The organism is Streptomyces sp. NPDC055815 (assembly GCF_053616475.1).
In genome coordinates, this window is sequence record NZ_JBSHDU010000075.1 from 1 (window position 1) to 25,634 (window position 25,634).

Annotated in this window: 29 protein-coding genes; 18 read left to right on the forward strand and 11 right to left on the reverse strand. The window is 73.3% G+C overall.

Annotated elements, in window-relative coordinates; translation table 11 throughout:
- Positions 1 to 47: 47 nt before the first annotated feature.
- Positions 48 to 269 (reverse strand): hypothetical protein, encoded by a 222-nt coding sequence (locus tag ACWGN5_RS33335; RefSeq protein ID WP_453522159.1) that lies wholly within the window; start codon positions 267 to 269, stop codon positions 48 to 50.
- Between the two features lie 16 nt (positions 270 to 285).
- Entirely contained in the window at positions 286 to 1,542 is a 1,257-nt protein-coding gene (locus ACWGN5_RS33340; RefSeq protein WP_453522160.1) for an anion permease, read from the reverse strand.
- Positions 1,543 to 1,918: 376 nt separating this feature from the next.
- Between ACWGN5_RS33340 and ACWGN5_RS33345 the strand changes: the two genes are divergently transcribed.
- Positions 1,919 to 3,046 carry an alpha/beta hydrolase gene (locus tag ACWGN5_RS33345; protein ID WP_453522161.1) on the forward strand — a complete coding sequence of 376 codons (1,128 nt, stop codon included), beginning with the start codon at positions 1,919 to 1,921 and terminating at the stop codon, positions 3,044 to 3,046.
- A 99-nt stretch (positions 3,047 to 3,145) separates the two neighbouring features.
- Positions 3,146 to 4,564 (forward strand): hypothetical protein, encoded by a 1,419-nt coding sequence (locus tag ACWGN5_RS33350; protein ID WP_453522162.1) that lies wholly within the window; start codon positions 3,146 to 3,148, stop codon positions 4,562 to 4,564.
- A 9-nt stretch (positions 4,565 to 4,573) separates the two neighbouring features.
- On the opposite strand, the gene ACWGN5_RS33355 is transcribed toward ACWGN5_RS33350, so the two are convergent.
- On the reverse strand, positions 4,574 to 4,975 hold the full coding sequence (locus tag ACWGN5_RS33355) for a VOC family protein (RefSeq protein WP_453522163.1): 402 nt from the start codon (positions 4,973 to 4,975) through the stop codon (positions 4,574 to 4,576).
- A 58-nt stretch (positions 4,976 to 5,033) separates the two neighbouring features.
- The gene (ypfJ, locus tag ACWGN5_RS33360) at positions 5,034 to 5,924 is read right to left on the reverse strand and encodes a KPN_02809 family neutral zinc metallopeptidase (protein WP_453522164.1); all 891 of its coding nucleotides are present in this window, start codon (positions 5,922 to 5,924) and stop codon (positions 5,034 to 5,036) included.
- A gap of 268 nt (positions 5,925 to 6,192) precedes the next feature.
- Here ypfJ and ACWGN5_RS33365 point away from each other — a divergent pair, with 268 nt between their 5' ends.
- The 3 genes from ACWGN5_RS33365 (at position 6,193) to ACWGN5_RS33375 (ending at position 9,299) form a co-directional block, all read left to right on the forward strand.
- Positions 6,193 to 7,791, forward strand: a complete 1,599-nt coding sequence (locus ACWGN5_RS33365; protein WP_453522165.1) for an ABC-F family ATP-binding cassette domain-containing protein — start codon at positions 6,193 to 6,195, stop codon at positions 7,789 to 7,791.
- Positions 7,792 to 8,145: 354 nt separating this feature from the next.
- Positions 8,146 to 8,367: a helix-turn-helix domain-containing protein gene (locus ACWGN5_RS33370; RefSeq protein ID WP_006123601.1), complete on the forward strand. Its 222-nt coding sequence runs from the start codon at positions 8,146 to 8,148 to the stop codon at positions 8,365 to 8,367.
- Between the two features lie 131 nt (positions 8,368 to 8,498).
- Positions 8,499 to 9,299, forward strand: coding sequence for an enoyl-CoA hydratase/isomerase family protein (locus ACWGN5_RS33375; protein ID WP_453522166.1), 801 nt, complete (start codon positions 8,499 to 8,501; stop codon positions 9,297 to 9,299).
- A gap of 110 nt (positions 9,300 to 9,409) precedes the next feature.
- On the opposite strand, the gene ACWGN5_RS33380 is transcribed toward ACWGN5_RS33375, so the two are convergent.
- On the reverse strand, positions 9,410 to 10,090 hold the full coding sequence (locus ACWGN5_RS33380) for a hypothetical protein (protein WP_453522167.1): 681 nt from the start codon (positions 10,088 to 10,090) through the stop codon (positions 9,410 to 9,412).
- Positions 10,091 to 10,181: 91 nt separating this feature from the next.
- Here ACWGN5_RS33380 and ACWGN5_RS33385 point away from each other — a divergent pair, with 91 nt between their 5' ends.
- Genes ACWGN5_RS33385 through amaP form a run of 5 tightly spaced genes read left to right on the forward strand, consistent with a single transcriptional unit; the run spans position 10,182 to position 12,488 of the window.
- Entirely contained in the window at positions 10,182 to 10,667 is a 486-nt protein-coding gene (locus ACWGN5_RS33385) for an Asp23/Gls24 family envelope stress response protein (RefSeq protein WP_453522168.1), read from the forward strand.
- A gap of 41 nt (positions 10,668 to 10,708) precedes the next feature.
- On the forward strand, positions 10,709 to 10,900 hold the full coding sequence (locus ACWGN5_RS33390; RefSeq protein ID WP_453522169.1) for a hypothetical protein: 192 nt from the start codon (positions 10,709 to 10,711) through the stop codon (positions 10,898 to 10,900).
- 9 nt (positions 10,901 to 10,909) lie between these two features.
- Positions 10,910 to 11,275, forward strand: a complete 366-nt coding sequence (locus tag ACWGN5_RS33395) for an Asp23/Gls24 family envelope stress response protein (RefSeq protein ID WP_453522170.1) — start codon at positions 10,910 to 10,912, stop codon at positions 11,273 to 11,275.
- Positions 11,272 to 11,904, forward strand: a complete 633-nt coding sequence (locus ACWGN5_RS33400; RefSeq protein WP_453522171.1) for a DUF6286 domain-containing protein — start codon at positions 11,272 to 11,274, stop codon at positions 11,902 to 11,904. The genes ACWGN5_RS33395 and ACWGN5_RS33400 overlap by 4 nt, the downstream gene beginning before the upstream one ends.
- Positions 11,901 to 12,488: an alkaline shock response membrane anchor protein AmaP gene (amaP, locus tag ACWGN5_RS33405; RefSeq protein ID WP_453522172.1), complete on the forward strand. Its 588-nt coding sequence runs from the start codon at positions 11,901 to 11,903 to the stop codon at positions 12,486 to 12,488. Before ACWGN5_RS33400 ends, amaP begins: the two co-directional genes overlap by 4 nt.
- Before the next feature lie 9 nt (positions 12,489 to 12,497).
- Here amaP and ACWGN5_RS33410 read toward each other — a convergent pair whose 3' ends face one another.
- The 6 genes from ACWGN5_RS33410 to ACWGN5_RS33435 all read right to left on the reverse strand — a co-directional run bounded on the left by ACWGN5_RS33410 (position 12,498) and on the right by ACWGN5_RS33435 (position 17,924).
- Complete coding sequence (locus tag ACWGN5_RS33410) at positions 12,498 to 13,253, reverse strand: SDR family oxidoreductase (protein ID WP_453522173.1); 756 nt, start codon at positions 13,251 to 13,253, stop codon at positions 12,498 to 12,500.
- 5 nt (positions 13,254 to 13,258) lie between these two features.
- Entirely contained in the window at positions 13,259 to 15,043 is a 1,785-nt protein-coding gene (locus ACWGN5_RS33415) for a glycoside hydrolase family 15 protein (protein WP_453522174.1), read from the reverse strand.
- Between the two features lie 34 nt (positions 15,044 to 15,077).
- Positions 15,078 to 15,896, reverse strand: coding sequence for an SURF1 family cytochrome oxidase biogenesis protein (locus tag ACWGN5_RS33420; protein WP_453522175.1), 819 nt, complete (start codon positions 15,894 to 15,896; stop codon positions 15,078 to 15,080).
- A gap of 81 nt (positions 15,897 to 15,977) precedes the next feature.
- Positions 15,978 to 16,211 (reverse strand): hypothetical protein, encoded by a 234-nt coding sequence (locus ACWGN5_RS33425; protein WP_073806545.1) that lies wholly within the window; start codon positions 16,209 to 16,211, stop codon positions 15,978 to 15,980.
- Between the two features lie 64 nt (positions 16,212 to 16,275).
- Positions 16,276 to 17,250 carry a DEDDh family exonuclease gene (locus ACWGN5_RS33430; protein WP_453522176.1) on the reverse strand — a complete coding sequence of 325 codons (975 nt, stop codon included), beginning with the start codon at positions 17,248 to 17,250 and terminating at the stop codon, positions 16,276 to 16,278.
- Positions 17,247 to 17,924 carry a TetR/AcrR family transcriptional regulator gene (locus ACWGN5_RS33435; RefSeq protein WP_453522177.1) on the reverse strand — a complete coding sequence of 226 codons (678 nt, stop codon included), beginning with the start codon at positions 17,922 to 17,924 and terminating at the stop codon, positions 17,247 to 17,249. The genes ACWGN5_RS33430 and ACWGN5_RS33435 overlap by 4 nt, the downstream gene beginning before the upstream one ends.
- A 96-nt stretch (positions 17,925 to 18,020) precedes the next feature.
- Between ACWGN5_RS33435 and ACWGN5_RS33440 the strand changes: the two genes are divergently transcribed.
- The 8 genes from ACWGN5_RS33440 to ACWGN5_RS33475 all read left to right on the forward strand — a co-directional run bounded on the left by ACWGN5_RS33440 (position 18,021) and on the right by ACWGN5_RS33475 (position 25,622).
- A complete protein-coding gene (locus tag ACWGN5_RS33440) occupies positions 18,021 to 18,818 on the forward strand; it encodes an acetoacetate decarboxylase family protein (protein WP_453522178.1) in 798 nt (265 codons plus the stop codon).
- Complete coding sequence (locus ACWGN5_RS33445) at positions 18,818 to 19,702, forward strand: SDR family NAD(P)-dependent oxidoreductase (protein ID WP_453522179.1); 885 nt, start codon at positions 18,818 to 18,820, stop codon at positions 19,700 to 19,702. Before ACWGN5_RS33440 ends, ACWGN5_RS33445 begins: the two co-directional genes overlap by 1 nt.
- A gap of 9 nt (positions 19,703 to 19,711) precedes the next feature.
- Complete coding sequence (locus tag ACWGN5_RS33450) at positions 19,712 to 20,992, forward strand: amidohydrolase family protein (RefSeq protein ID WP_453522180.1); 1,281 nt, start codon at positions 19,712 to 19,714, stop codon at positions 20,990 to 20,992.
- Entirely contained in the window at positions 20,992 to 22,215 is a 1,224-nt protein-coding gene (locus ACWGN5_RS33455) for an amidohydrolase family protein (protein WP_453522181.1), read from the forward strand. Before ACWGN5_RS33450 ends, ACWGN5_RS33455 begins: the two co-directional genes overlap by 1 nt.
- Positions 22,216 to 22,239: 24 nt before the next feature.
- A complete protein-coding gene (locus ACWGN5_RS33460) occupies positions 22,240 to 22,953 on the forward strand; it encodes a VIT1/CCC1 transporter family protein (RefSeq protein WP_453522182.1) in 714 nt (237 codons plus the stop codon).
- Positions 22,954 to 23,055: 102 nt separating this feature from the next.
- The gene (locus ACWGN5_RS33465; protein ID WP_453522183.1) at positions 23,056 to 23,931 is read left to right on the forward strand and encodes a sterol desaturase family protein; all 876 of its coding nucleotides are present in this window, start codon (positions 23,056 to 23,058) and stop codon (positions 23,929 to 23,931) included.
- A complete protein-coding gene (locus tag ACWGN5_RS33470; RefSeq protein ID WP_453522184.1) occupies positions 23,928 to 24,560 on the forward strand; it encodes a lysoplasmalogenase in 633 nt (210 codons plus the stop codon). The genes ACWGN5_RS33465 and ACWGN5_RS33470 overlap by 4 nt, the downstream gene beginning before the upstream one ends.
- A gap of 18 nt (positions 24,561 to 24,578) precedes the next feature.
- Positions 24,579 to 25,622 (forward strand): zinc-dependent alcohol dehydrogenase family protein, encoded by a 1,044-nt coding sequence (locus tag ACWGN5_RS33475; RefSeq protein WP_453522185.1) that lies wholly within the window; start codon positions 24,579 to 24,581, stop codon positions 25,620 to 25,622.
- The last annotated feature ends 12 nt before the right edge of the window (positions 25,623 to 25,634 follow it).

Below are 25,634 nucleotides of genomic sequence, written 5' to 3' on the forward strand. Positions count from 1 at the left end.
GTCCGCACCCGAAGGTGCGGACCGCCCCGCCGGTCACGCCCGACGCGTCAGGCGACGATCAGGTAGATGCCGTATCCGACGGCCGCGACGCACAGGGCGAAGCAGGCGTAGGCGCCGGTGCGGGCCAGGGTGGCGGAGCCTCCCTGGGCGGCGGCCTGCTCCTGCTTGGAGAGGCCGACGACACCGAGGGTGAAGAGGCCCACGAGGGCGACGGTCGCCACGAGGCTGACTCCGAAGACGGAGCCGAGAGCTGCCCAGTCGATCTTCATGCTTGGTTCCAGTTCCTTAGACCGCGGCGGTGGCCGGCGGAGCGGCCGGGTCCGTGGGGGCCGGCGCGGGGATGGTGGTCTTCAGGTCCTCGTCCGCGACGGCGGCGACGGAACCGGCCGGCGGCGGGGTGACGGCGGCCATCGCGGTGGTCACGACACCCGCGCTCTCGGCCTCGACGTCGTTGACGTTGGTGTGGTCGACCACCTCGCGGCGGGAGACGAGCCAGATGCCGATGCAGGAGGCCACCAGGAAGGCGGCGACGACGTAGACGCCCCAGTCGCCCTGGCGGGCGACGAACTCGGCTCCCGCGGCGACCAGGCCCGCGGCCGGCAGGGTCAGGCCCCAGGCGACGAACATGCGGGTGGCGGTCGACCAGCGGACGACACCGCCCTTGCGGCCCATGCCCGCGCCCATGACGGCGCCGGAGACGGAGTGCGTGGTCGAGAGGGAGAAGCCGAGGTGGGAGGAGGCCAGGATGACCGTGGCCGCGCTGGTCTGGGCGGCGAAGCCCTGCTGCGGCTGGAGGTCCGTGAGGCCCTTGCCCATGGTGCGGATGATGCGCCAGCCGCCGAGGTAGGTGCCGAGCGCGATCGCCGTGCCCGCGGAGACGATGACCCAGACCGGCGGGTTGGCGCCGGAGGGGAGGGAGCCGCCGGCGACCAGGGCCAGGGTGATGATGCCCATCGTCTTCTGGGCGTCGTTGGTGCCGTGGGCGAGGGAGACGAGACCGGCGGAGGCGATCTGGCCGACGCGGTAGCCCTTGGCGGTGTGCTTCTCCTCGGTCCTGGCGCCGATCTTGTACGTCAGCTTCGTGGCCAGCATCGCGGCGATGCCCGCGACGATCGGCGCGGCGACGGCCGGGATGAGCACCTTGGTGACGACGACCTCGCCGTTGACGCCGCTCATGCCGATCGAGGCGACGGTGGCGCCGATGAGGCCGCCCATCAGGGCGTGGGAGGAGCTGGACGGCAGTCCGACCAGCCAGGTCACCAGATTCCACAGGATCGCGCCGACGAGTGCGGCGAGGATGACTTCGGGCTGGATGCCTTCTTCGTTGACGAGTCCCTTGGAGATCGTCTTGGCGACCTCCACGGACAGGAACGCGCCGACGAGGTTCAGCACGGCGGACATGGCCACCGCCGTCTTGGGCTTGAGGGCACCGGTCGAGATGGTCGTGGCCATCGCGTTGGCGGTGTCGTGGAAACCGTTCGTGAAATCGAACACGAGAGCTGTCACGACCACAATGGCGAGCAGCAGCGTGATGTGTTCCATTTACCCAGGCAATCGTTTGACGTCAGTGGCTCGTCGAACGTAGGCAACCTGAGTGAACGGAAGGTGAACTGGGGCGGGCGGCGTGGTGTCCCTATCCGGTGTCAAGAGGTTCCGCTTGTGGCTCCGGGGTGAGAGGTGTCCACGATGCGGTCACCGGGCAACCACGGGTAATCCCGGGCCTCACGGGGCACATGCGACCTGCCCCGGTTCCTCCCCGGCCATCCGGTTCCGCTCCCTGGACATGACCATCCGACCGGGGGACCCCTCGAACGAGACCCATGTCACTCCCCCGGGCGAGCCTTCCGGTTCGCCGCCGCCGGGGTCCGTCCGGGTCCGTCCGGTGGCAGCCCCACCCCGTCCTGCCGAGACTGGGAGCGTGCGCCCGGCTACAGCGACGGCAGCGGCCGTCACCACCCTGATCGGTGTCGGCGCGGCCGTGATCGCGGCCGGCCGGTACGCCAGCGACGTCGCCCTCAAGGCGCCGTCCGGACGACCACTGCCCGGAGACCCCCGGCTCACCGTGCACGCCACGGGACCCGAGCGGATCACCCTCACCCGCAGCCTCGCCTCACTGCGCCCCGGCACGTACGGGATGGAGGCCCCGGGACTGCACGCCGTCCTCGGCCCCGTCCTCGACCGGGTCCCGCACACCGCCGACACCGTCGTCCGTCGCCTGGAGCGGGTCGAGCTCGGCGTCCTCGGGCCCGGCGCCCGCGTCCGGCTCACACCCCAGCTGCACATCGGCACCCCGATCAGCGCCCTCGGGCTCGCCCACGAGGACGTCGAGATGCCCGGCGAGCTCGGCCCGCTGCCCGCCTGGCTCGTCGCCGGCCCCCGCACCACCTGGGTGATCGCCCTGCACGGCCTCGGCACCACCCGCGAGCACCCGCTGAACCTCCTCCCCTTCTTCCACCGCCGCAAGATCCCCGTCCTCGTCCCCGCCTACCGCGGCGACGAAGGCGCCCCCGCGTCCCCGGACGGCCTCGCCCACCTCGGCGACTCCGAGTGGCGGGACGTCGACGCCGCCATCCGCTACGCCGTCCGCCGGGGCGCCCGCAACGTCGTCCTGCACGGCTGGGGGACCGGCGCCTCGATGGCCCTGCGCGCCGCCGCCGAATCGGGCGTGCGCGACCGGATCGCCGGCCTCGTCCTCGACTCCCCGGTCCTCGACTGGGCGGCCACCCTCCGCAACCTCGCGTCGGCCCACCACGTCCCCGGACCGCTGCTGCCGCTCGCCGTCCGCGCCGCCCAGGGCAGGACCGGCCCCCGCGAGGACCTCCTCCAGGAGGCCTCCGAGCCGGACGCCCTGCGCGTCCCCGTCCTCCTCTTCCACGGCCCCGACGACACCATCGCCCCCTGGGAACCCTCCGTCGAGCTCGCCGCCCGCCGGCCCGACCGGGTCAGCCTCCAGACCGTGCGGCAGGCCCCGCACGCCGCGATGTGGAACGCCGACCCCGTCCGCTACGAGGAGTCCCTGCGCCGCTTCCTCACCCCGCTGTTCTGAGGCCCTCGGGCCGGTCGCCACAGGCCGTTCCGGAGCCCGATCCGACGGGGCGTCCGATTCCGATTGGGCTTTCGGGCCGTCAGCGGGAAGACTGCCCCCGTGACGTCTCGAAAGCCCGATGAACCATTGGCGCGCAACTCCAGACTCCGACTCGTCCGCCCGCGGGCGCTGGCCACCGCCCGACGGGCCGTGACGACCCGGCGCACCCGGCCGGCGCCGCGGCCGCCCGAGGGGACTCCGCCCCGCGCGGAACTCGCCCGCCAGGCCCGGCACGTCCTCGCCGACGCCGTACGGATCGCCCGCTGGGCCGCCGTCGAGCGCGGCGCCGACCTCGCCCCCCGCACCGGCCCCGAAGGCGCCCCCGCGCAGGAACGGGCCGCGGCCGCACTCGACCTGACGCCAGGACAGATCCGGGCCGGCTGGGACCGCGCCCGGCTCGCCGGGCTCGTCGAGCTGCACGGCGACACCGCCCGCCCCGGCTGGCGCCTGCACGCCTGGGACCGCGACGACTCCGCCGTCCTGCGCGGCTGGGTCGCCCTCTTCGACGCCTGGTCCCTGGTGCACCCGGCCCCCGAGGGCGTCGCCCCGAGCGCCGTCGCGGAGGTCGTCGAGGCCGTCCCGCAGGTGCTCTCGCTGCTCCAGCTCTCCCAGGGCCCGGTCCTCGTCCCCGCCCTCCTCGACCTCCTCGGCCAGCGCGTCGAGGAGCTCCGCGAGGAGCGCTGCGAGGTCCCCGAGGCCGAGCCGGCGCCCGAGGCCGCGGACGCCCCCGCCGGCCCGGCCGTGGACGGGCTGCCCGCCCTCCTCGACTGGGCCCTGGAGGGCCTGGCCGCCGTCGGCGCGCTCACCCTCGACCCCGGCACCGACGAGCGCCACGCCACCCTCACCCCGCTCGGCAACTGGGCGGTCTGGGTCAAGCTGGAGCAGATCTGCGTCGCCGCGCAGAGCCCCGCGGGCAACATCGAACAGTCCGCCGAGGACATGCTCCGCGGCTGCGCCCGGCTCACCCCCGGCCCGGCCCGCGACGAGTACCGCGCCTGGCTCGCCGCCCGCACCCTGTCCAGCGCCGTGAGCGAACTCCTCGCCGTCGCCCGCGGCGAGGACGCCCTGCTGCGCGGGCTCGCCTTCGAGGCGCTCCGCGTCGTCGGCGCGCCCGCCGAGGCCGAGGTGCGGGCCACCGTCGCCGAGCCCTCGCTGCGCCCGTACGCGCTGCTCTGGCTCGCCGAGTACGAGGGGGCCGACCCGGACGACGCCCAGGAGGTGCTGACCCGCGAGGAGTCCACCTGGCTCTGGGTCGACACGGCCGCGGCCGTCGCCGACCACGGCGAGAGCGAACTGCTTGTGCGTCACCTCGACTCGGCCGTGCAGGGCACCGTCCCGGCGCTGCTCGACGAGGTCCGCGCCGTCGGCCATCCCCGTACGGTCCAGGTCCTGGTCGCCCTGGCCGCCGCCCACCCGGACCCGGCCCTGGCCAAGGCGGTCCGCCGGGCCGCCTTCCAGGTCCACACCGGCGGGGCCTGAGCCCGCGGGCTACCCGGCGCCGCCGGGGGCGTACGTGCCGAAGCTCCACACGTTGCCCTCGGCGTCCCGGGCCGTGTAGTCCCGGGAGCCGTACTCCTGGTCCGTCGGCGGCACCACGATCTCGATGCCGTACGCCACCGCGCGGGCGTGGTGCTCGTCGACGTCGTCCACGCGCACGTACACCGCGGTCGGTCCGCCGTCGGCCATCAGCTTGTCGAAGGCGGTGCCGCTGCCCTTGCTGCCCAGCATCACCATGCCGTTCCCGCAGGTGAGCTCGGCGTGCATGACACGGCCGTCCTCGCCCTCGTACACCGCGTGCTCGCCGAAGCCGAAGCCCTCCGTGAGCTGCTTGATCGCGGCCTTCGCGTCCGCGTACCGCAGCGCCGGACAGATGTCGGGTGTCCCAGCCATCCCGATCACTTCCTCTCGATGTGACCCGGATCTCAGTCTGGCAGCCGCCACCGACAACTCAGCGGAAGGTGTTGCACCGGGCCATGTCGCCCGTCCGGTAGCCCTCGTAGAACCACTGCTGCCGCTGCGCCGCCGAGCCGTGCGTCCAGTTCTCCGGCGTCACCCGGCCCTGGAACCTCTCCTGGATCCGGTCGTCGCCCACGGCCGCCGCGGCGTCCAGGCCGTCCCGGATGTCCTCGTCGGTGAGCCGGGTCAGCAGCAGCCGGCCCGTCTTCTCGTCGGGGGTGGTCGTCGCGTGCCGGGCCCAGACCCCGGCGTAGCAGTCGGCCTGGAGCTCGACCCGCACGGCGTTGGAGTTCGCGCCGGTCCGCCCGTCCTGGGCCCGGCTCAGGGTGCCCATCAGGTTCTGGATGTGGTGGCCGTACTCGTGCGCCACGACGTACGCCTGGGCGAAGGGCCCGCCGCTGGACCCGAACGTGGTCCGCAGCTCGTCGAAGAAGCCCAGGTCCAGATAGACCTGCCGGTCCCCGGGGCAGTAGAAGGGGCCGACCGCCGAGGTGGCAGAGCCGCACGCGGTGCCGACCCGTTGGCTGAACATCACGGTGGCCGCGGTCCCGTAGGTGCCGCCCCGGCGCGGGTACTCGCGCCGCCAGTAGTCCTGCACGCTGTTGACGACGGCGACGATCCGGCAGTCCTGGCGGGCGTTGGCGTCCGAGCCCTTCCTGCAGCTCTGGTTCACCTGGGCCGCGGACGAGGAGGACGCGACCGGCTCGTCCCCGCCGGAGGAGAGCCCGAGCTGGTCGGGGCCCACCCCGAAGAGCACGCCGAGAACCAGCGCGATGAGGCCGATGATGCCGCCGCCGACGGTCGCCCTGCCGCCCGGGACGCGGCTGTTCCGGACGTCCCGTACCTCCGAGGTGTCCAGGTCGGCGTCGTCGTCGAACTGCACGGTCCACCACCCTCCGCGTCGCTGTCGCGGCAGTGGCCGCCGCCCTGCGCCGAGTATCGGACGATCTCTTGCCCATCGCCCCTTTTGGGGAGCATCGGCGGGAATGTGAGAAAAGTCCGAAAGGGCTCTCGTCCCCCGCATGGCCGAAAACCAGTTGCAGACGCCCGTTAGACTGGCCGCATGGCCATTCTCCTTTGGGTGCATTAGCGGCGTCGAAGCCCGCCACCAGTCGTCCTTCCGCCGTTTCCCACCGCCCTGGAGTCTGTCCGTGATCACCGCTTCCGGCATCGAGCTGCGCGCCGGCGCCCGAGTCCTCATCGAATCCGCTTCCTTCCGCGTCGCCAAGGGCGACCGCATCGGCCTGGTCGGCCGCAACGGAGCGGGCAAGACCACCCTCACCAAGTGCCTCGCCGGCGAGGGCCAGCCGGCCGCGGGCTCCATCGCCCGCTCCGGCGAGGTCGGCTACCTGCCGCAGGACCCGCGCACCGGCGACCTCGACGTGCTGGCCCGCGACCGGATCCTGTCCGCCCGCGGCCTCGACGTCCTCATCAAGAAGATGCGGATGAACGAGGAGCGCATCGCCACCGGCTCCGGCGCCACCCGCGACAAGGCGCTGCGGCAGTACGAGCGCCAGGAGACCGAGTTCCTCACCAAGGGCGGGTACGCGGCCGAGGCCGAGGCCTCCACCATCGCCGCCGCCCTCGGCCTGCCCGACCGGGTCATGGGCCAGCCGCTGCACACCCTCTCCGGCGGTCAGCGCCGCCGCGTCGAGCTCGCCCGGATCCTCTTCTCGGACGCCGACACCCTGCTCCTCGACGAGCCCACGAACCACCTCGACGCCGACTCGATCATCTGGCTGCGGGACTACCTGAAGACCTACCGCGGCGGCTTCATCGTCATCTCCCACGACGTCGACCTCGTCGAGACCGTGGTGAACAAGGTCTTCTACCTGGACGCCAACCGCTCCACCATCGACGTCTACAACATGGGCTGGAAGCTCTACCAGCAGCAGCGCGAGGCCGACGAGAAGCGCCGCAAGCGCGAGCGCCAGAACGCCGAGAAGAAGGCCGCCGCGCTCAACTCGCAGGCCGACAAGATGCGCGCCAAGGCGACCAAGACCGTCGCCGCGCAGAACATGGCCAAGCGCGCCGAGCGGCTGCTCTCCGGCCTGGAGGCGGTACGCGTCTCCGACAAGGTCGCCAAGCTCCGCTTCCCCGATCCGGCGCCCTGCGGCAAGACCCCGCTCACCGCCGAGGGCCTCTCCAAGTCCTACGGCTCGCTGGAGATCTTCACCGACGTCAGCCTCGCGATCGACAAGGGCTCGCGCGTCGTCATCCTCGGCCTCAACGGTGCGGGCAAGACGACCCTGCTGCGCCTCCTCGGCGGCGTCGAGCGGCCCGACACCGGCGAGGTCACCCCCGGCCACGGCCTGAAGCTCGGCTACTACGCCCAGGAGCACGAGACGCTCGACCCCGAGCGGACCGTCCTGGAGAACATGCGCTCGGCCGCGCCCGACCTCGACCTCGTCGACGTGCGCAAGACGCTCGGTTCCTTCCTCTTCTCCGGCGACGACGTCGACAAGCCGGCCGGCGTGCTCTCCGGCGGCGAGAAGACCCGGCTCGCGCTCGCGACCCTCGTCGTCTCCTCGGCGAACGTGCTCCTCCTCGACGAGCCCACCAACAACCTGGACCCGGCCAGCCGCGAGGAGATCCTCGGCGCGCTGCGCACGTACAAGGGCGCCGTCGTCCTCGTCACCCACGACGAGGGCGCCGTGGAGGCGCTCGACCCGGAGCGGATCATCCTGCTCCCGGACGGCGTCGAGGACCTGTGGGGCGCGGACTACGCGGACCTGGTGGCCCTCGCCTGACCCCGAGAGGGGCCTCCGGGCCCCTGGGTGATCATCCCGGGCTGGATCATTCGGCTCATGGGTGATCCTTCATCTGAGTGAGGGTCTCTGGTACCCCCCGGCGCGGTGCTCTGCCGAATCCTTCCGGCAGACCCGCGCCGTATGTGTGTTCCCCTTGCCGCGCTGACCTGGCACTTCCCGTACCGAGCGGTCCGTAGGCGCGTTTTCGGCCCTGCGGAATCCAGGATTCCGTTCGTGATGACGGCGTACTCGTCCACAAACCCGGCGGCACGGACCTTGTCGAATGGGTGGCCAGGACGGACGGGAGGGGTGATCATGAGAAGTCCAGAGCGCACTTCCCATGAGGAGGCACGGGTGGCCGAGACTCTGAAGAAGGGCAGCCGGGTGACCGGCGCCGCGCGCGACAAGCTCGCGGCAGACCTGAAGAAGAAGTACGACTCCGGTGCGAGCATCCGGGCGCTGGCCGAGGAAACCGGCCGCTCCTACGGATTCGTCCACCGGATGCTGAGCGAGTCCGGAGTCACGCTGCGTGGACGCGGCGGAGCGACACGGGGCAAGAAGGCGGCCTCGGCCTGACATCGGGGCGGCTCGACCGGTCCACCGGGACCTCCCGGTGGGCACCCGGTCGGCCCTGCGGTCGGCCGGGTGGTTACTGTGCAGTCACTTAGCATGTCGCTGCAGTGCTGCACCGCAACCGGAGGCGCCCCATGACTACGCTCGACGACTCTGAGCTCGTATTCGACAAGGACGGTGTACGGCTCACCGTCGAGGACGCCGTTGCCACGGTGACCCTGACCAACCCGGCGAAGCGCAACGCCCAGTCTCCCGCTCTGTGGCGGGCGTTGACGGAAGCCGGCCGGTCGTTGCCCGGCAGCGTGCGGGTCGTCGTGCTGCGCGGCGAGGGCAAGTCCTTCTCCGCCGGACTCGACCGGCAGGCGTTCACGCCCGAGGGCTTCGACGGCGAGCCGTCCTTCCTCGACCTCGCGCGCGGTTCCGACGCGGACCTCGACGCGGTCATCTCCGAGTACCAGGAGGCGTTCACCTGGTGGCGCCGCAGCGACCTCGTGTCGATCGCGGCGGTCCAGGGCCACGCCATCGGCGCGGGCTTCCAGCTCGCCCTCGCCTGCGACCTGCGGGTCGTCGCCGAGGACGTGCAGTTCGCCATGCGCGAGACCAGCCTGGGTCTCGTCCCGGACCTGACCGGGACGCACCCGCTCGTCTCGCTCGTCGGCTACGCCCGCGCGCTGGAGATCTGCGCCACCGGCCGCTTCGTGCACGCGGAGGAGGCCGAGCGCATCGGTCTCGCCAACCTGTCCGTGCCCGCCGACGAGCTCGACGCGGCGGTACGGGACCTCAGCGCCGCCCTGCTCGCGGCGCCCCGCGACGCGGTCAACGAGACCAAGGCGCTGCTCCAGGGCGTCTCCGGCCGCTCCTACGAGGAGCAGCGCACCGCCGAGCGCGCCGCCCAGGCCCGCCGCCTGCGCGACCTGGCGGGCCTCGGCGACTGACGCACGCGCCGGGACGCACGCGCGCCCGGCCTCGCCCACGCGCGCCCGGCCTCGCGCACGCGCGCGCGTCAGGGCTCGCGCACCGGCGCGCCCGGTCGCCACGCGCGCGTTCAGCGCAGTTCCGACACCAGTACCGTGACCGCGGTCGCCCCTTCGGTGGCCGCGGTCGCGGCGCTCCGGGCGGCGCGTGCCACGTCCAGCGGGCGGTGACCGGCCGTCACCGCGAGCTCCACCCGCACCTGGTCGGGGCCCCGGTGCACCGGCGGCCCCCACAGGTCCGCCACGCCCGCCACACCGGCCACCCGCAGGACCGCCAGGGCCACCGGATCGTCCGTCGCGGGAGCGGGCCGCCCCGGCGGGGGAGCGGCCGGGGTCGCCGCCGGCGGCTCCGCGTCGAGCAGCTCCGTCACCCGCAGGTCCACGGCCGTCACCCGCAGCCCGAGACCCTCGCGCGCCGCCCCGAGCAGGGCCGCCCGCAGCTCCTCGGCCAGCTCCGGCAGCGGACGGCCCGCCACCGCCCCGAAGTCCGCGGCGATCCGCAGCGCCCCCGGCCCGAGCCCGCCCGGCGGCACCGGAAGCGGACCGGGTCCCGTCTCCTCGTCGTCCGGGTCGGGCCCGATCCGCAGCCCGCCCGGCACGACCCCTCGTACCGCCGCGGCCGCCGGGTCGAGGACACCGCGCGCCGCGCGCTCGGTGATCCATGCGCCGTCCCCGGCCGCCCCGAGCGGCAGCAGCCTGCCCGGCGCGAGGCGGTCCCGTACCGCGGCCGTCCAACCGTCACCCGTCGTCATTCCCCCAGCCTGCCGCATCCCCGGGGCGGATCGGGGCAAACGCCCTTAATGTGGGCGAGGAACCCCGAAATATGACGGAAGGGGCTAGACGATGACGGACAGCACTCAGACCGGAGACACCGCGACGGACGATCCGCGCGAGTCCCGCCGTACCTCGGTGACCAAAAGGGGTGGCGGCGCACCGGCCGCCCGGGGCCGGACGACGATCGCCGACGGGGTCGTCGAGAAGATCGCCGGCCTCGCCGCACGCGACGTCGTCGGCGTCCACGCCATGGGCAGCGGCCTCTCCCGCACCTTCGGCGCCGTCCGCGACCGGGTGCCCGGCACCGGCGGCGGCAAGGCCAACGTCACCCGCGGGGTCAAGGCCGAGGTCGGCGAGGTGCAGACCGCGCTCGACCTGGAGATCGTCGTCGACTACGGCGTCTCCATCGCCGACGTCGCCGGCGACGTCCGGGAGAACGTCATCGCCGCCGTGGAGCGGATGACCGGCCTGGAGGTCGTAGAGGTGAACATCGCGGTCAGCGACGTGAAGCTGCCCGAGGAAGAGGAAGAGGAGCCGGAGCCCCGGCTCCAGTAGTCGTCGGAACCCCGGCGACCAGGCCAGGAAAGGGGCTCGGAATGAGCATGGCGGTGGTCGGCCTGGTGGCCGGCATGGCTCTCGGCTTCGCCGGATACTTCGGCGGCTTCGGAGCGTTTGTGCTGGTCGCGGCCCTCGGCGCGATCGGCTTCGTGGCCGGCCGGTTCCTCGACGGAGACCTCGAAGCCGGCGATCTGTTCCGGGGACGCGACCGCGGCGACCGGCGGCGGTGACCCGGGGTGGTGACGGACCTGGCAGACGACCCGGTACGGGACGGGGTGCGGGACCGGGGGGCGACCACCGTCGCCGACCGGGTCGTCGCGAAGATCGCCGCCCAGGCGGCCAGGGAGGCGCTCGACGCCGTCCCCGAAGGAGGATCGAAGCCGCACGCCTCGGTGGTCGTCCACCGGGAGATCGCCCGCGTCTCGGTGAGCCTCGACCTCGACTACCCCTCCGACGTCGGCCGCCAGTGCGGCGCCGTCCGGAGCAGGGTACGCACGCGCGTGGAACAGCTCGTCGGCCTGGAGGTCCACGAGGTGACCGTCCACGTCGAGCGCCTCCACTCCGCGCACACCCGCCACGCCACGCCGAGGGGTCGCCTCGCATGACCACCACCCCGGAAAGCCCGCCGGAAAGCCCGCCGGAAAGCCCCCCGGAGAGCGTCCCTGAGCCCGGCGCGGCGCACGTCCGCCGTTTCTGGGCCGTCCGCCGCATCCCCGCCGCCCTGCTCGCCGCCGTCGTCCTCGGCGGCACCGGGCTGCTCCTCTACGACGTCGCGGCCGTACGGGCCGACCGCTCCGCGATGGCCTGGCGGCGCAAGCTCGCCGACGGCCTCGCGACCCGGCCGCTCGACGACGTGGTGATCGTCGTCGGCGCGGCCGTCGCCGTCGTGCTCGGCGTCTGGCTCCTCGTCCTGGCCGTCACCCCCGGGCTGCGTGACGTCCTCCCGATGCGGCGCGACCACGCCGACGTCCGGGCGGGCCTCGACCGCGAGGCCGCCGCCTTCACCCTGCGGGACCGCGTCATGGAGGTCTCCGGGGTGCAGTCCGTCCGGGTGCGCGTCGGCCGCGCCAAGGTCGCCGTCCGGGCGGTGTCCCACTTCCGGGCCCTCGACGAGGTCGAGGCCGACGTGGAGACGGTGCTCGCCGCCGGCGTCGAGGAGCTCGGCCTCGCCCATCCGCCCGCGACGACGGTACGGGTGGCCCGGCCGTCCCGGAAGGAAGGGAAGCCCAAGTGACCGTGGTCCTCCGGCGCGTCAACCGCGTCCTGCTCGGCCTCGCCGGGCTGCTCCTCGTCGTCGTCGGCGGCGCCGTCCTCGCGGCCGCCGTCGACCTGTCCGTACCGTCCTGGTGGCCCTGGTCGGGCCCCGACGACGTGCTGCTCACCACCGCACAGCGGCAGCGCTGGCGCGACGAGGGCTGGTGGTGGCCGGTGGTCATCGCCGCCCTCGGGCTCGTCGTCCTGCTCGCCCTGTGGTGGCTGCTCGCCCAATTCCGCCGGGCCCGGCTCGCCGAGGTCCTCGTCGACACCGGCGACGGCGAGGAGGCGGTGCTGCGCGGCCGGGCCCTGGAGGGCGTCCTGGAGGCGGACGCGACCGCACAGGAGGGCGTGGCCCGGGCCAAGGTCGCCCTCACGGGCCGCCGGGCCGCTCCCAGGACCCGGATCCGGCTCCTCCTGGAGCCGCACGCCTCGCCGGGCGACGCCCTGACCGCCCTCAGCACCGAGGCCCTCGCCCACGCCCGTACGTCGACGGGGCTGCCGGCACTGCCCACCGAGGCGCGCCTGCGGGCGGTGAAGCACCGGGCCCGCAGGGTCACCTGAGCGTCGGCGTCAGAACTCGGCGCGCGCCCCGCCGTCCACCGGCAGCATCAGGCCCGTCAGGTACGAGGCGGCCGGCGAGAGCAGGAAGGCCGCCGTGGTCCCGAACTCCGCCGGGGTGCCGTAGCGGCGCAGCGGGATGGTGAGCTCGTTCGCCGCGCGGGCCGCGTCGGCGTCGCCGGAGAGCGCGTCGAGGGAGCGGACCCGGTCGGTGTCGATCCGGCTCGGCAGCAGGCCGACGACGCGGATCCCGCGCGGGCCCAGGTCGTTGGAGAGCGACTTGGCGAAGCCGGCGAGCCCCGGGCGGAGCCCGTTGGAGATGGTCAGGCCCGGGATCGGCTCGTGGACGGAACCGGACAGGACGAAGCCGATGACCCCGCCCTCGGTGAGCGTCTCGGCGGCCGCGCGGGCCAGCCGTACCGCCCCCAGGAAGACGGTGTCGAAGGCGGCCGCCCACTCCTCGTCGGTGTTGTCCGCCGCGAAGCCGGGCGCCGGGCCGCCGACGCTGATCAGGATGCCGTCGAAGCCGCCGAACCGGGCCCGCGCCTCGGCGATCAGCCGGGCCGGGGTCCCCGGGTCGGTGTTGTCGGCGGCGATGCCGGCCGCGCCCTCGCCGAGCTCGGCCACCGCGTCGGCGACCGTCTTCTCCTCGCGCCCGGTGATCAGCACCTTCGCGCCCTCCGCGAGCAGCGCCTCGGCGGAGGCGCGGCCGAGCCCCCGCGTCGCACCGGTCACCACGTACACACGGTCCTTCAGTCCCAGATCCATGGGCCCTATCCTGCCGCCTCCTCGGCGGCGAGCGCCAAGGCGGTCCCGACGAGTCCGATGTGGCTGAACGCCTGCGGGAAGTTGCCCAGCTGGCGTCCCGTCACCGGGTCGTACTCCTCCGCGAGGAGCCCCACGTCGTTGGTGAGCCCGACGAGCCGCTCGAAGAGCTCGTGGGCCTGCTCGATGCGGCCGGTCAGCCGCAGCGCGTCCGCCAGCCAGAACGAGCAGACCAGGAAGGTCCCCTCCTCGCCCGGGAGACCGTCCAGGGCCGTGGAGTCGGCGCTGTACCGGCGCAGGAAGCCGCCGTGCATCAGCTCGTCCCGTACGGCGTCCACGGTGCCCACCACCCGGGGGTCGTCCGGCGGCAGGAAGCCGACCTGCGGGATGAGGAGGGTGGCGGCGTCCAGCTCGGTCGAGCCGTACGCCTGCGTGAACGTGTTCCGCACCGGGTCGTACGCCCGCGCGCACACCTGGGCGTGGATCTCGTCCCGCATCGTCCGCCAGCGGACCGCGTCCCCCGGCAGCGAGGGGTCGGCCTCCAGGGTGCGGACCGCGCGGTCGGCGGCGACCCAGGCCATCACCTTGGAGTGGGTGAAGTGGCGGCGCGGCCCGCGGACCTCCCACAGGCCCTCGTCGGGCTCCCGCCAGGTGGACTCCAGGAAGCCGAGCAGGCTCAGCTGGAGGTTCCAGGCGTGCCGCTCCGCCGGGATCCCGGCCTCACGCGCGCGGTGGAGGGAGTCCATGACCTCGCCGTACACATCGAGCTGGAACTGGTCCACCGCCGCGTTCCCGGTCCGTACGGGCGCCGAGTCGGCGTAGCCGCGCAGCCACGGCAGGCTCGTCTCCGGCAGCCGGCGCTCCCCGGCGGGGCCGTACATGATCTGCAGGTCGGCGGGGTCGCCCGCGACCGCGCGCAGCAGCCAGTCCCGCCAGGCGGCCGCCTCCTCCTCGTATCCGGCGGCGAGCAGCGCGCCGAGGGTGAGGGAGGAGTCGCGCAGCCAGCAGGCGCGGTAGTCCCAGTTCCGCACGCCGCCGAGCTCCTCCGGCAGGGAGGTGGTGGGGGCGGCCATGATGCCGCCGGTGGGGGCGTAGGTGAGGGCCTTGAGGGTGATCAGGGAGCGCAGCACCGCCTCCCGGTGGGGGCCCCGGTAGGTGCAGCGGGCGGTCCACTCGCGCCAGTCCGCGAGGCACTGCTCCAGGGCCTCGAAGGGGTCGACGAGCTCGGGGCGCGGCTCGTGCGAGGGGTGCCAGGTGAGCACGAAGGCCACCTTCTCGCCGGCGGCGACGGTGAAGGAGGACTGGGTGGAGAACTGCTGGCCCCAGGTCTTCACGTGCGGCTCGCTGCGCAGCCAGACCGAGTCGGGCCCGGCGATCGCGACCCGGTGGCCGTCGGCCTTGCGCACCCAGGGGACGATCGAGCCGTAGTCGAAGCGGAGCCGCAGCACGGAGGCCATGTCGACGCTGCCGCTGATCCCCTCCACGACCCGCATCAGGTCGGGGGCCGTGTCCCGCTGCGGCATGAAGTCGACGACCTTGACGGTGCCCGTACGGGTCTCCCAGTAGGTCTCCAGGACGAGGGAGTCCTCGGCGTAGCGGCGGGTGGTGCAGGTGGTGGCGCCCTTGGGGGCCAGGGTCCAGTGGCCGTTGTTCTCGTCGCCGAGGATCGCGGCGAAGCAGGCGGCCGAGTCGAAGCGGGGCAGACACAGCCAGTCGACCGACCCGTCGCGGCCGATGAGCGCGGCGGTCTGGAGATCCCCGATGAGGGCGTAGTCGTCGATACGTTGCGTCACGCTTTGGGCTGTTCCCGGAAGCGACGACGGTCAATCAGAGGGACGGAGTGGCCTGCGCCTCGCTGCCCTGGGGTTGCGGGGACGCGGGGGCGTCGGGGGCGGCCGCCTGGTCCTCCCGGTCGCGCTTCTCGCGGCGCACCAGGATCACCCAGCCGACGGGCACTCCGGCGGTGAAGAGCCACCACTGCACGGCGTACGCCATGTGGGGGCCGATCGAGTCGTGGTCCGGTTCGGCGATCGTCTCGGGGGTGCCGCCGGCCGGCGCGGGCGCGGTCAGCTCCAGGTAGCCGCCGAGCACCTCGCGGCCGATGAGCTCGGCCTGCTGGCGGCTGCTGATGAGCATGACCTGGCGGTCCGGCAGGCCCTTGAGGTCCTTGATGCCGCTGGCGCCCGTCGTCTCGTCCGCCTTGAGCCGGCCGGTGACGGTCACCTCGCCCTTGGGGGCGGGCGGCACCGGCGGGAAGGAGTGCTGGTCGGCGGCGGCCGGGATCCAGCCGCGGTTGACCAGGACGACCCGGCCGTCGCGCAGCACCAGCGGGGTCAGGACGTGCACGCCGACCCGGTCGTCGGAGGAGGTGCGGCGGCGGACGACCACCTCGTGGGCGGTGTCGAAGGTGCCGGTGGCGGTGACCGTGCGCCAGTAGTCGGCGCGCGGGACGGTGTGGCCGGGGGAGGTGAGCTCCTCGACCGGGAGCGGCTTCGCCTTGAGGTTGTCCGCGATCAGGGCGTTCTGGGCGACCCGGCGTTCGTGCCGGTGGAACTGCCAGAAACCCAGCTCGATCATCGTCGGGACGAGGACGAGGGCGAGGAGGGTGAGGATCACCCACTGCCGGGACAACAGGAAGCGGTACACCCCACGACCGTACAGCGCGGGTCGCGGGGTGCTCGCACGGGGGGTTCGGGTCGGTTCGCCCGACTGCCCCGGATCGTTTCCTCACACCCTGTCGACGATGCCCACCTTTCCCTCCGCGCGGGCGCAGTGGCCGCCGCAGTACCAGCTGCCGTCGACCTCGACGCCCTGTCCGATGATCTGGACCCGGCAGTGCTCGCAGATGGGCGCCATGCGGTGGATGGCGCAGGCGAAGCAGTCGAAGACGTGCACCGCGCCCTGCGCGTGCACCTCGAAGGACATGCCGTAATCGTTTCCGCAGACCTCACAACGTGCCATGCGCCACAGGGTGGAGCGCCCGGCGGGCGGGCGCAGCACGGCGCGCCCGCAGGGCCTTGGGGTGTCACCCGTCTGCCGGGGTCACGTCCCGCAGCAGCTGGGTGTAGGCGGCCTCGTCGACGACCGGTGTGCCGAAGGACTTCGCCTTCACCGTCTTGGAGGTGGCGGCGTCCGGGTCGTTGGTGACGAGCAGGCTGGTCAGCCGGGAGACGCTGGTGGCGACGTGGAGACCGGCCTCGACGGTGCGGTCCTCCAGGAGCTCGCGGTCGACGGAGGTGTCGCCGGAGAAGGCCACCCGCATGCCCTGCTTGAGTGGTTTGTCCGACTCGTACCGTCCGGGGTTGGGGTACGGGCACGGCGGGCGCTTCCGCGAGGGCCGCCAGCTGCCCGCCCGGTACGAGGACTGGTGGCCGATCCGCGGCTGCGCGGGCCCCGAGGCCCACTCGGTCAGCGGCCGGCACTCCAGGAGCGGCAGCCGGACGTTCCGCTCGGCCGCCGCGTGCAGGCTCGGCCGGAACGCCTCGGCGAGCACCCGCGCGTCGTCGAGCGCGTTGTGCGCGCGCTGCTGCACGACACCGAAGTGCGCGGCGAGCGACTCCAGCTTGTGGTTGGGCAGCGGCAGCGACAGCTCCTTGGCGAGCGCGATCGTGCACAGCCGCTGGCGCACCGGCGCGGCGGACTCCGCGCGCGCGTACTCCCGGGCGATCATCTGCCAGTCGAACATCGCGTTGTGCGCGACGAGCACCCGGCCGTCGAGCCGGGCCGCGAACTCCGCCGCGATCTCCGGGAACAGCGGCGCGCCCTCCAGGACGTCGCTGGTCAGGCCGTGGATCCAGACCGGACCCGGGTCGCGCTCGGGATTGACGAGCGTGTACCAGTGGTCCTCGACGTTCCCCCGCGCGTCCAGCCGGTAGACGGCAGCCGACACTATCCGGTCGTCTCGGGCGAGTCCGGTGGTCTCCACGTCGACGACCGCGTACCCCTGTGGGTAGGCGGCCGGCCACATCGCTGCTGTCGTACGGTCGTCAAACACGGTCACTGAGAATACGGCCCGCGACCGACACTCCTGTCCCCGGCGCCCTCGATCTCCCTCCCGGCGTCGGCGAGCAGGCCGTCCACCAGGGCCCGTACGGAGTCGGCGAAGAGCCGCTCGGTGTCGATCGGCGCGGCCAGGGCGCGGGCGAGCGGCCCGTCGGCCTCGGCGTCCTCCCCGCGCCACAGTTCCTCCTCGGCGGGGGACTGGGCGGGGGCCCGCTCACGGTTGCGCTCCACCAGGACGTAGCCGACGACCTGGAACTGCACGGCCCGCACGGCCCGGGCGGCCCGCGCGCCGCGCAGCCCCGCCGCGTGCGCCTCGTGCACCAGGGCGCGCTGGGCCGGCAGGAACATCCGCTCCGTCAGTCCCCGTTCGTGGACCATCGCCACCAGGTGCGGCCGCTCGCGCAGCGCGCTGCGCAGCGCGCGGGCCACCGAGACCATCCGCTCGGCCGGGGTCGCGCCCCGGGGCCGGATCGTGCCGAGGTCGGCGACCGTGCGGGCGACGAGCGCGTCGAGGAGCGACTCCCGGTTGCCGACGTGCCAGTAGATCGAGGTGACCGCGGTGCCGAGCTCGGCGGCGAGCCGGCGCATCGTGAGCGCGTCCGGGCCGTGTTCCCTCACCAGGGCGGCCGCGGTGTCCAGGACCTCGTCGCGGGTCAGCGCGGAGCGTGCCATCGGTTCCCCCAACTCCTCTGCGTGCAGACCTCTTTACCCTTCGGCGGCAGCGGTGTAACTGTGTTACAGGCCGACGATCCCGAAGGGTGGTACGTCATGGCACGAGTACGGTACGGGGCGCGCAGCGACGCGGAGGCGGCGGCGGCCCGCGAGCGGTCCGCCAAGCTCCCCGACATCTGGTCCACCGGTGTGGTCGCCGTCTGGGAGACCGACCCGGACGTCGTGGCGGCGGTCCTGCCGCCCCCGCTGAAGCCCACCGCGCGCCCCCTCGTGCGCGCCAACATCAGCAAGGTCGACCTGCCCGGCTATCCGCTCGGCGCCGGCTCGGTGGCCGTCGCCGCCGCCCACGGCGACCGCGAGGGCTGGTACCCGCTGGTCATGCCGATGACCCACGAGCGGGCCCTGATCGGCGGGCGCGAGGTCTTCGGCGAGCCGAAGAAGCTGGGCGAGGTCACGGTCGAGCGCGAGGGGCTCGTCGTGCGGGCCGCCCTCGCCCGGCACGGCATCGCCTTCGTGGAGGTGCGCGGGGCGGTGTCCGGCCCGCTGCCGCTGCCGGAGCCCGTCGAGAAGACCGACTTCTACTTCAAGTTCCTGCCCGGCGTGGAGGGCACCGGCTTCGACGCCGACCCGGTCCTCGTGCACTGCGTCCGCAACGAGAAGGTGCGGAAGCTGGAGCGGATCACCGGTGACGTGGTGCTGCGCGAGTCCATGTACGACCCGGTCGCCGACCTCGCGGTGCGGCGGCTCGTCGAGATCACGATCGGCGAGAAGACCACCGACCAGAAGGGCACGGTCGCCGAGCGCGTCTCCGCCCGGGACCTGCTGCCCTTCGTCCACCAGCGGTACGACGACCCGCTCCAGATCCTCGACGGACCCCCGGAAGGAAGTGCCTGATGGAGCTGCGTGAGGGACAGGTCGCGGTCGTCACCGGCGCGGCGAGCGGCATCGGCCTCGCGATGGCCCGCCGCTTCGCCGCCGAGGGCCTCGCCGTCGTCCTCGGGGACGTCGAGCGGGCCGCCCTGGAGGAGGCCGCCGACGAGCTGATGGCGAGCGGCGCGCAGGTCCTCGCCCGGACGGTCGACGTCTCCGACCCGGACGAGGTACGGGCCTTCGCGGACGCGGCGTACGAGACCTTCGGCGCCGTCCACGTCCTCTGCAACAACGCCGGCGTGGGCTCCGGCGCCGAGGGCCGGATGTGGGAGCACGAGCCGAACGACTGGAAGTGGGCCTTCTCCGTCAACGTGTGGGGCGTCTTCCACGGCATCCAGGCCTTCGTCCCGCGCATGCTCGCGGGCGGCGAGCCCGGCCACGTCGTGAACACCTCCTCCGGCGACGGCGGCATCGCGCCGCTGCCCACCGCCTCCGTGTACGCGGTCACCAAGGCGGCGGTCGTCACGATGACCGAGTCCCTGTACGCGCATCTGAAGGCCGAGCACGCGCGCGTGGGCGCCTCCGTCCTCTTCCCGGGCCCGCACATGCTCCGCACCGGACTGTGGGAGTCGCACCGCAACCGCCCCGAGCGGTACGCCAAGCAGCGGCCGCGCAGGACCCCGTACCGCAGCCTCGACCAGTACGAGGCGGCGATGAAGGAGGCCGGCCACGAGGTGACCTTCACTCCGGTGGAGGAGGTCGCCGAGCACGTCGTCGACGGCATCCGCGCCGACCGCTTCTGGATGCTGCCGGAGAGCGAGCACAGCGACCGCCAGATCAAGGCGCGCTCGCGGTCCATGCTCGACCGCGCCAACCCGTCGTACCTGGAGAGCTTCATCCTCGACTGAGGGGTGCCCATGAGTCACCGAGACCCGTATCTGATCATCTCCTCCGACTGTCACGCCGGACTGCCCACCGAGGAGTACCGGCCCTATCTCGACCCCCGCTTCCACCGGGACTTCGACGACTTCCTCGCCGGGCGCGAGGCCCGCCGGGCGGCCATGACCCGGCTCGGGGTGCGCAACGAGGCCTTCGCGAACAAGTGGTTCAGCGACAACGAGGAAGGCCTGCGCGGCGGCTGGGACCCGGCGCAGCGGATCAAGGAGCTCGACGGCGACGGGGTGGCCGCCGAGGTCGTCTTCCCCGACGCGGACGCCGTCGACAGCCAGACCGCCGCGCCCTTCGGCGTCGGCCTCGGACTCTCCGGAGACCAGGACCCGGAGCTCGGGATGGCGGGCGCGAAGGCGCACAACCGCTGGCTGGCCGAGTTCGTCTCCGCGAACCCTGCCCGGCACTGCGGGGTCGCCCTCCTCCCCGTCACCGCCGACGTCCGCGAGGTCGTCGCCGAGATCCACCGGGCCAAGGAGTCCGGGCTCGGCGCGCTCATGATCCCCTCCATGTGGGTGGACAAGGCGCCCTACCACGACCGGCGTTACGACCCGGTGTGGGCGGCGGCCGCCGAGACCGGCATGCCGGTCGTCACCCACTCCGGGGCGGCGCCGCGCGAGGAGTACGGCGACCACCTCGGGATCTACGTCTCCGAGGTCACCTTCTGGCCGGCCAGGCCGCTGTGGTTCCTGCTCTGGTCGGGCGTCTTCGAGCGCCACCCGGGCCTGCGGTTCGGGGTCGCCGAGTCCGGCTGCTGGTGGCTGCCGAACCTGCTCTGGTTCATGGACCGGCTCTACCTGGGCGCGCACGGCGGCAAGAAGCTGTCCCCGTTCGCGGAGCTGAAGCGGCCGCCGAGCGAGTACCTGGACCGGCAGGTCTTCGTCTGCGCGACCAACACCAAGCGGCGCGAGCTCGCGCAGCGGTACGAGATCGGCGTGGACAACATCCTGTGGGGCTCGGACTTCCCGCACCCGGAGGGGACCTGGCCCGACACGCGCGCGTGGCTGCGGAAGACGTTCCACGACATCCCGGTCGAGGAGACCCGGCGGATGCTCGGTCTCGCCGCCGCGGAGGTTTTCGGATTCGATATCCAAATATTGGATCCGATAGCCCGTCGGATCGGCCCCACCCCCGCCGACCTCGGCCAGCCCGCCGACCAGGCCGCCGTGGAGGCCTCCTGGGCCCGCTCCCGCGAGGTCGGCCGGCACTGGCTCACCGACCACGAGTTCCCGGTCATAGGAGCGAGCTGATGGACCGGTACACCGTCATCTCCGCCGACTGCCACGCCGGCGCCGACCTCCTCGACTACAAGCCGTACCTGGAGAAGAAGCACCACGACGACTTCGACGCCTGGGCGGCGACCTACGTCAACCCGTACGAGGACCTCCTCGCCGACACCGCCGACCGCAACTGGAACTCGCGGCGCCGGCTGCGCGAGCTGGAGGCGGACGGCATCGTCGCCGAGGTCGTCTTCCCCAACACCATCCCGCCGTTCTTCCCCAAGGCCTCCCTGATGGCCCAGCCGCCCACCCGTGCCGAGTACGAGCAGCGCTGGGCCGGGCTCCAGGCGCACAACCGCTGGCTGGCCGACTTCTGCGCGGACGCCCCGGGACGCAGGGCGGGCGTGGCGCAGATCCTCCTCAACGACGTGGACGCGGCGGTCGCCGAGATCCGCCGTGCCCGCGAGGCCGGGCTCACCGGCGGCATCCTGCTGCCCGGGGTCCCGCCGGGCTCGCCCGTCCCCGAGCTGTACTCCGCGGCGTACGACCCGATCTGGGCCGTCTGCGCCGAGCTCGACGTGCCGGTCAACCACCACGGCGGCTCCGCGTCTCCGCCGCTCGGCGACGAACCGGCCGCCCGGGCGGTGTTCATGGTGGAGACCACCTGGTTCTCCCACCGGGCCCTGTGGCACCTGATCTTCGGCGGCGCGTTCCGGCGCCACCCGGGGCTCAAGCTGGTCCTCACCGAGCAGGGTTCGGGCTGGATCCCCGGCGTCCTCCAGATGCTGGACTACTACCACGACCGCCTGGTCGCGGCCTCGACGAAGGCCTCGACCGCGGAGTCGAAGTTCGGCGCGGGTCTGGCGGAGTCCATGGGGAAGGGCCCCGGAGAGGTCTGGCGGGACAACTGCTTCGTCGGCGCGAGCTTCATGCGCCCCCACGAGGTGCCGCTGCGCGACCGGATCGGCCTCGACAAGATCATGTGGGGCAGCGACTACCCGCACGACGAGGGCACCACCCCGTACTCCCGCGAAGGCCTCCGCATCGCCTACGCGGGACTCCCGAGGGAGGAGGTCGCCGCCATGGTCGGCGGGAACGCCGCCCGCGTCTACGGCTTCGACCTCGCCCTCCTCGACCGCCTCGCCGCCGTCCACGGCCCGGCCGTCGAGGAGATCGCCCAGCCCCTGGAGAAGGTCCCCGAGGGGGCCACCAGCCCGGCCTTCGCCCCGGGCGGGTCGGTCCGTGTGTGGTGAGGCGACGGGTGCGACGCTCCTGGGGTGACTGAAGCCCCCGCACACGACGAGGCCCACGGCGGTGGCCTCGGCTCCCGTCTCAACTGGCTCCGGGCAGCCGTGCTCGGAGCCAACGACGGCGTCGTCTCCACCGCCGGCCTCGTCGTCGGCGTCGCCGGCGCCACCGAGTCCCAGGCCGCCCTGCTCACGGCCGGCCTCTCGGGGCTGCTCGCCGGCTCGATGTCGATGGCGGCGGGGGAGTACGTCTCGGTCTCCAGCCAGCGCGACTCCGAGAAGGCCGCGCTGGCGCAGGAGAAGCGCGAACTCCGCGAACAACCGGAGGCCGAACTCGCCGAACTGACCAGCCTGCTCGCCGCCCGCGGCCTCTCCCCGGAGGTGGCCCGCGAGGCCGCCGAACAGCTCACCGCCCGCGACGCGCTGCGCGCCCACGCGCGCGTGGAGCTCGGCATCGACCCCGACGCCCTCACCAACCCCTGGCACGCGGCCGGCGCCAGCTTCCTCGCCTTCACCGTCGGCGCCCTGCTCCCGCTCCTCGCGATCGTCCTCCCGCCGGCCTCCGCCCGCCTCGGGGTCACGGTCCTCTCCGTCCTCGCCGCACTCGCCTTCACCGGCTGGTGGAGCGCCCGCCTGGGCGCCGCCCCCACGGGCCCGGCGATCCTCCGCAACGTCGCGGGCGGAGCCCTGGCGATGGGCGTGACGTACGCGGCGGGGTCGCTCCTGGGGGCGGCGGGGGTCTGAGGCGCTTGTCGGAAGGTGCCAAAGCTTGCTGACAAGCTGTCTCACTTACTTGTAAGTAATCACGTCTAGTCGCGCCCGCCCGCCGCCTCTACCGTCATCGGCATGCCGCCCAACCTGCCCGATGTCGTGCTCTGGTCCATACCGGCGTTCGTCCTGCTCACCGTCCTGGAGATGGTCAGCCACCGGCTCCACCCCGACGAGGACGCCGCCGGGTACGAGGCCAAGGACGCCGCCACCAGCATCGGCATGGGCCTGGGGAGCCTCGGCTTCGACGCGCTGTGGAAGATCCCCGTCGTCGCGCTCTACACCGCCGTCTACGAGCTGACCCCGCTCCGCGTCCCCGTCCTCTGGTGGACGATCCCGCTCATGCTGCTCGCGCAGGACTTCCTCTACTACTGGCAGCACCGCGGACACCACGTCATCCGCATCCTCTGGGCCTGCCACGTCGTCCACCACAGCAGCCGGAAGTTCAACCTCTCGACCGCGCTGCGCCAGCCGTGGACCGGCGTCACCGGCTGGCCGTTCTACCTGCCGCTGATCGCCCTCGGCGTCCACCCGGCGGCCCTCGCCTTCTGCTACTCGGTCAACCTCGTCTACCAGTTCTGGATCCACACCGAGCGCATCGACAAGCTGCCCCGCCCCTTCGAGTACGTCCTCAACACGCCCTCGCACCACCGCGTCCACCACGCCTCCCAGGGCGGCTACCTGGACCGCAACTTCGGCGGCATCCTGATCGTCTGGGACCGGATGTTCGGTTCCTGGGTCGGCGAGACCGAGCGGCCCGTCTACGGGCTCACCAAGAACATCGAGACCTACAACCCGCTGCGCGTCGCCACCCACGAGTACGCCGCCATCGCCCGCGACCTGCGCGCCGCCCGCGGCTGGCGCGAGCGGGCCGGACGGGTCTTCCGCGGCCCCGGCTGGCAGCCCGCGCCCCAGGCCCCCCGGGCCACGACCGCCCCCGAGGCCGCCGCGTGAAGACCTCCTCCCGCGTCCTGCTCGCCGCCTTCGGGCTCGCGGCCGCCGTCGACCTGGTCTCGCTGCTCGCCGGCGCCGAGCTCGGCCACCAGATCGCCAAGCCGCTCCTGATGCCCCTGCTCGCCGCGTCCGCCGTCACCCGCGGCGCTCCCGGGACGCTCACCGCCGCGCTCCTCCTCGGCTGGGGCGGAGACGTCTTCCTGCTCTCCGGCGCCGACTGGGCCTTCCTCGTCGGCATGGGCTCCTTCGCCGCCGGACACGTCTGCTACCTGCTCCTCTTCGGCCGCAGGCGTACGTCGCCGGTGCTCGGCGCCCTGTACGCCGCCGCGCTCCTCACCACCGTCGCGCTCCTCTGGCCCGACCTCCCCGCCGAGCTGCGGATCCCCGTCGCCGGATACTCGCTGCTGCTCACCGCGATGGCCTACCGCTCCAGCGCCCTCGGGCTCACGGCCGGCCTCGGCGGCGCGCTGTTCCTGCTGTCCGACACCCTGATCGCCACCGGCGTCGCCGCGTGGCCCCAGCTGCCGGCGCCCGACTTCTGGGTCATGCTGACCTACATCGCGGCGCAGTACCTGCTGACGGCGGGAGCGCTCCGCGCGATGTACGGTGAACGTCGTACAACCGTCTGACAGCAAGGACCACCCCCCATGCGCGCCACCACCATCCACGCCCCGTTCGACATGCGCGTGGAGGACGTGCCCGACCCGGTGATCCAGGAGTCCACGGACGTCGTCCTGCGGGTCCTGCGCGCCTGCATCTGCGGCAGCGACCTGTGGGCCTACCGCGGCGAGTCCGCCCGGCAGCCCGGCCAGCGCATCGGCCACGAGTTCCTCGGCATCGTCGAGGCGGCCGGCTCCGACGTCACCGGCTTCGCCGCGGGCGACCTCGTCGTCGCCCCCTTCGTCTGGTCCGACGGCACCTGCGAGTACTGCGCCGAGGGCCTCCAGACCTCCTGCCCGCGCGGCGGCTTCTGGGGCTCGGTCGGCTCCGACGGCGGCCAGGGCGAGGCCGTCCGCGTCCCGTACGCGGACGGCACCCTGGTCAAGCTCCCGGCCGAAGCGGCCGGTGACGACCGCCTCCTCACCGCCCTGCTCGCCCTCTCGGACGTGCTCGGCACCGGCCACCACGCCGCCCTTGGCGCGGGCGTCACCAAGGGCTCCACGGTCGCCGTCGTCGGCGACGGCGCGGTCGGCCTCTGCGGCGTCCTGGCCGCCAAGCGGCTCGGCGCGGAGCGGATCATCGCGCTGGGCCGGCACACCGCCCGTACCGACATCGCCCGCGCCTTCGGCGCCACCGACGTGGTCGCCGAGCGCGGCGAGGCCGCCGAGGCCGCCGTCCGCGAGCTCACCGGCGGCCAGGGTGCCCACGGCGTCATCGAGGCCGTCGGCACCGAGCAGTCGATGCGCACGGCGGTCGCGATCGCCCGCGACGGCGGCTCCATCGGCTACGTCGGCGTCCCGCACGGCAGCGGCACGGGCCTCGACCTCTCGGTCATGTTCGACCGCAACATCGCCCTCCGCGGCGGCGTCGCCCCGGTCCGCGCCTACATCCCGGAACTCCTCCCGGACGTCCTCTCCGGCGCCGTCGACCCGTCCCCGGTCTTCGACCTGACGGTGGGCCTGGACGGAGTCCCGTCGGGCTACCGGGCCATGGACGAGCGCACGGCCCTGAAGGTCCTGGTCAAGCCGTAAGGAGGCACCGAC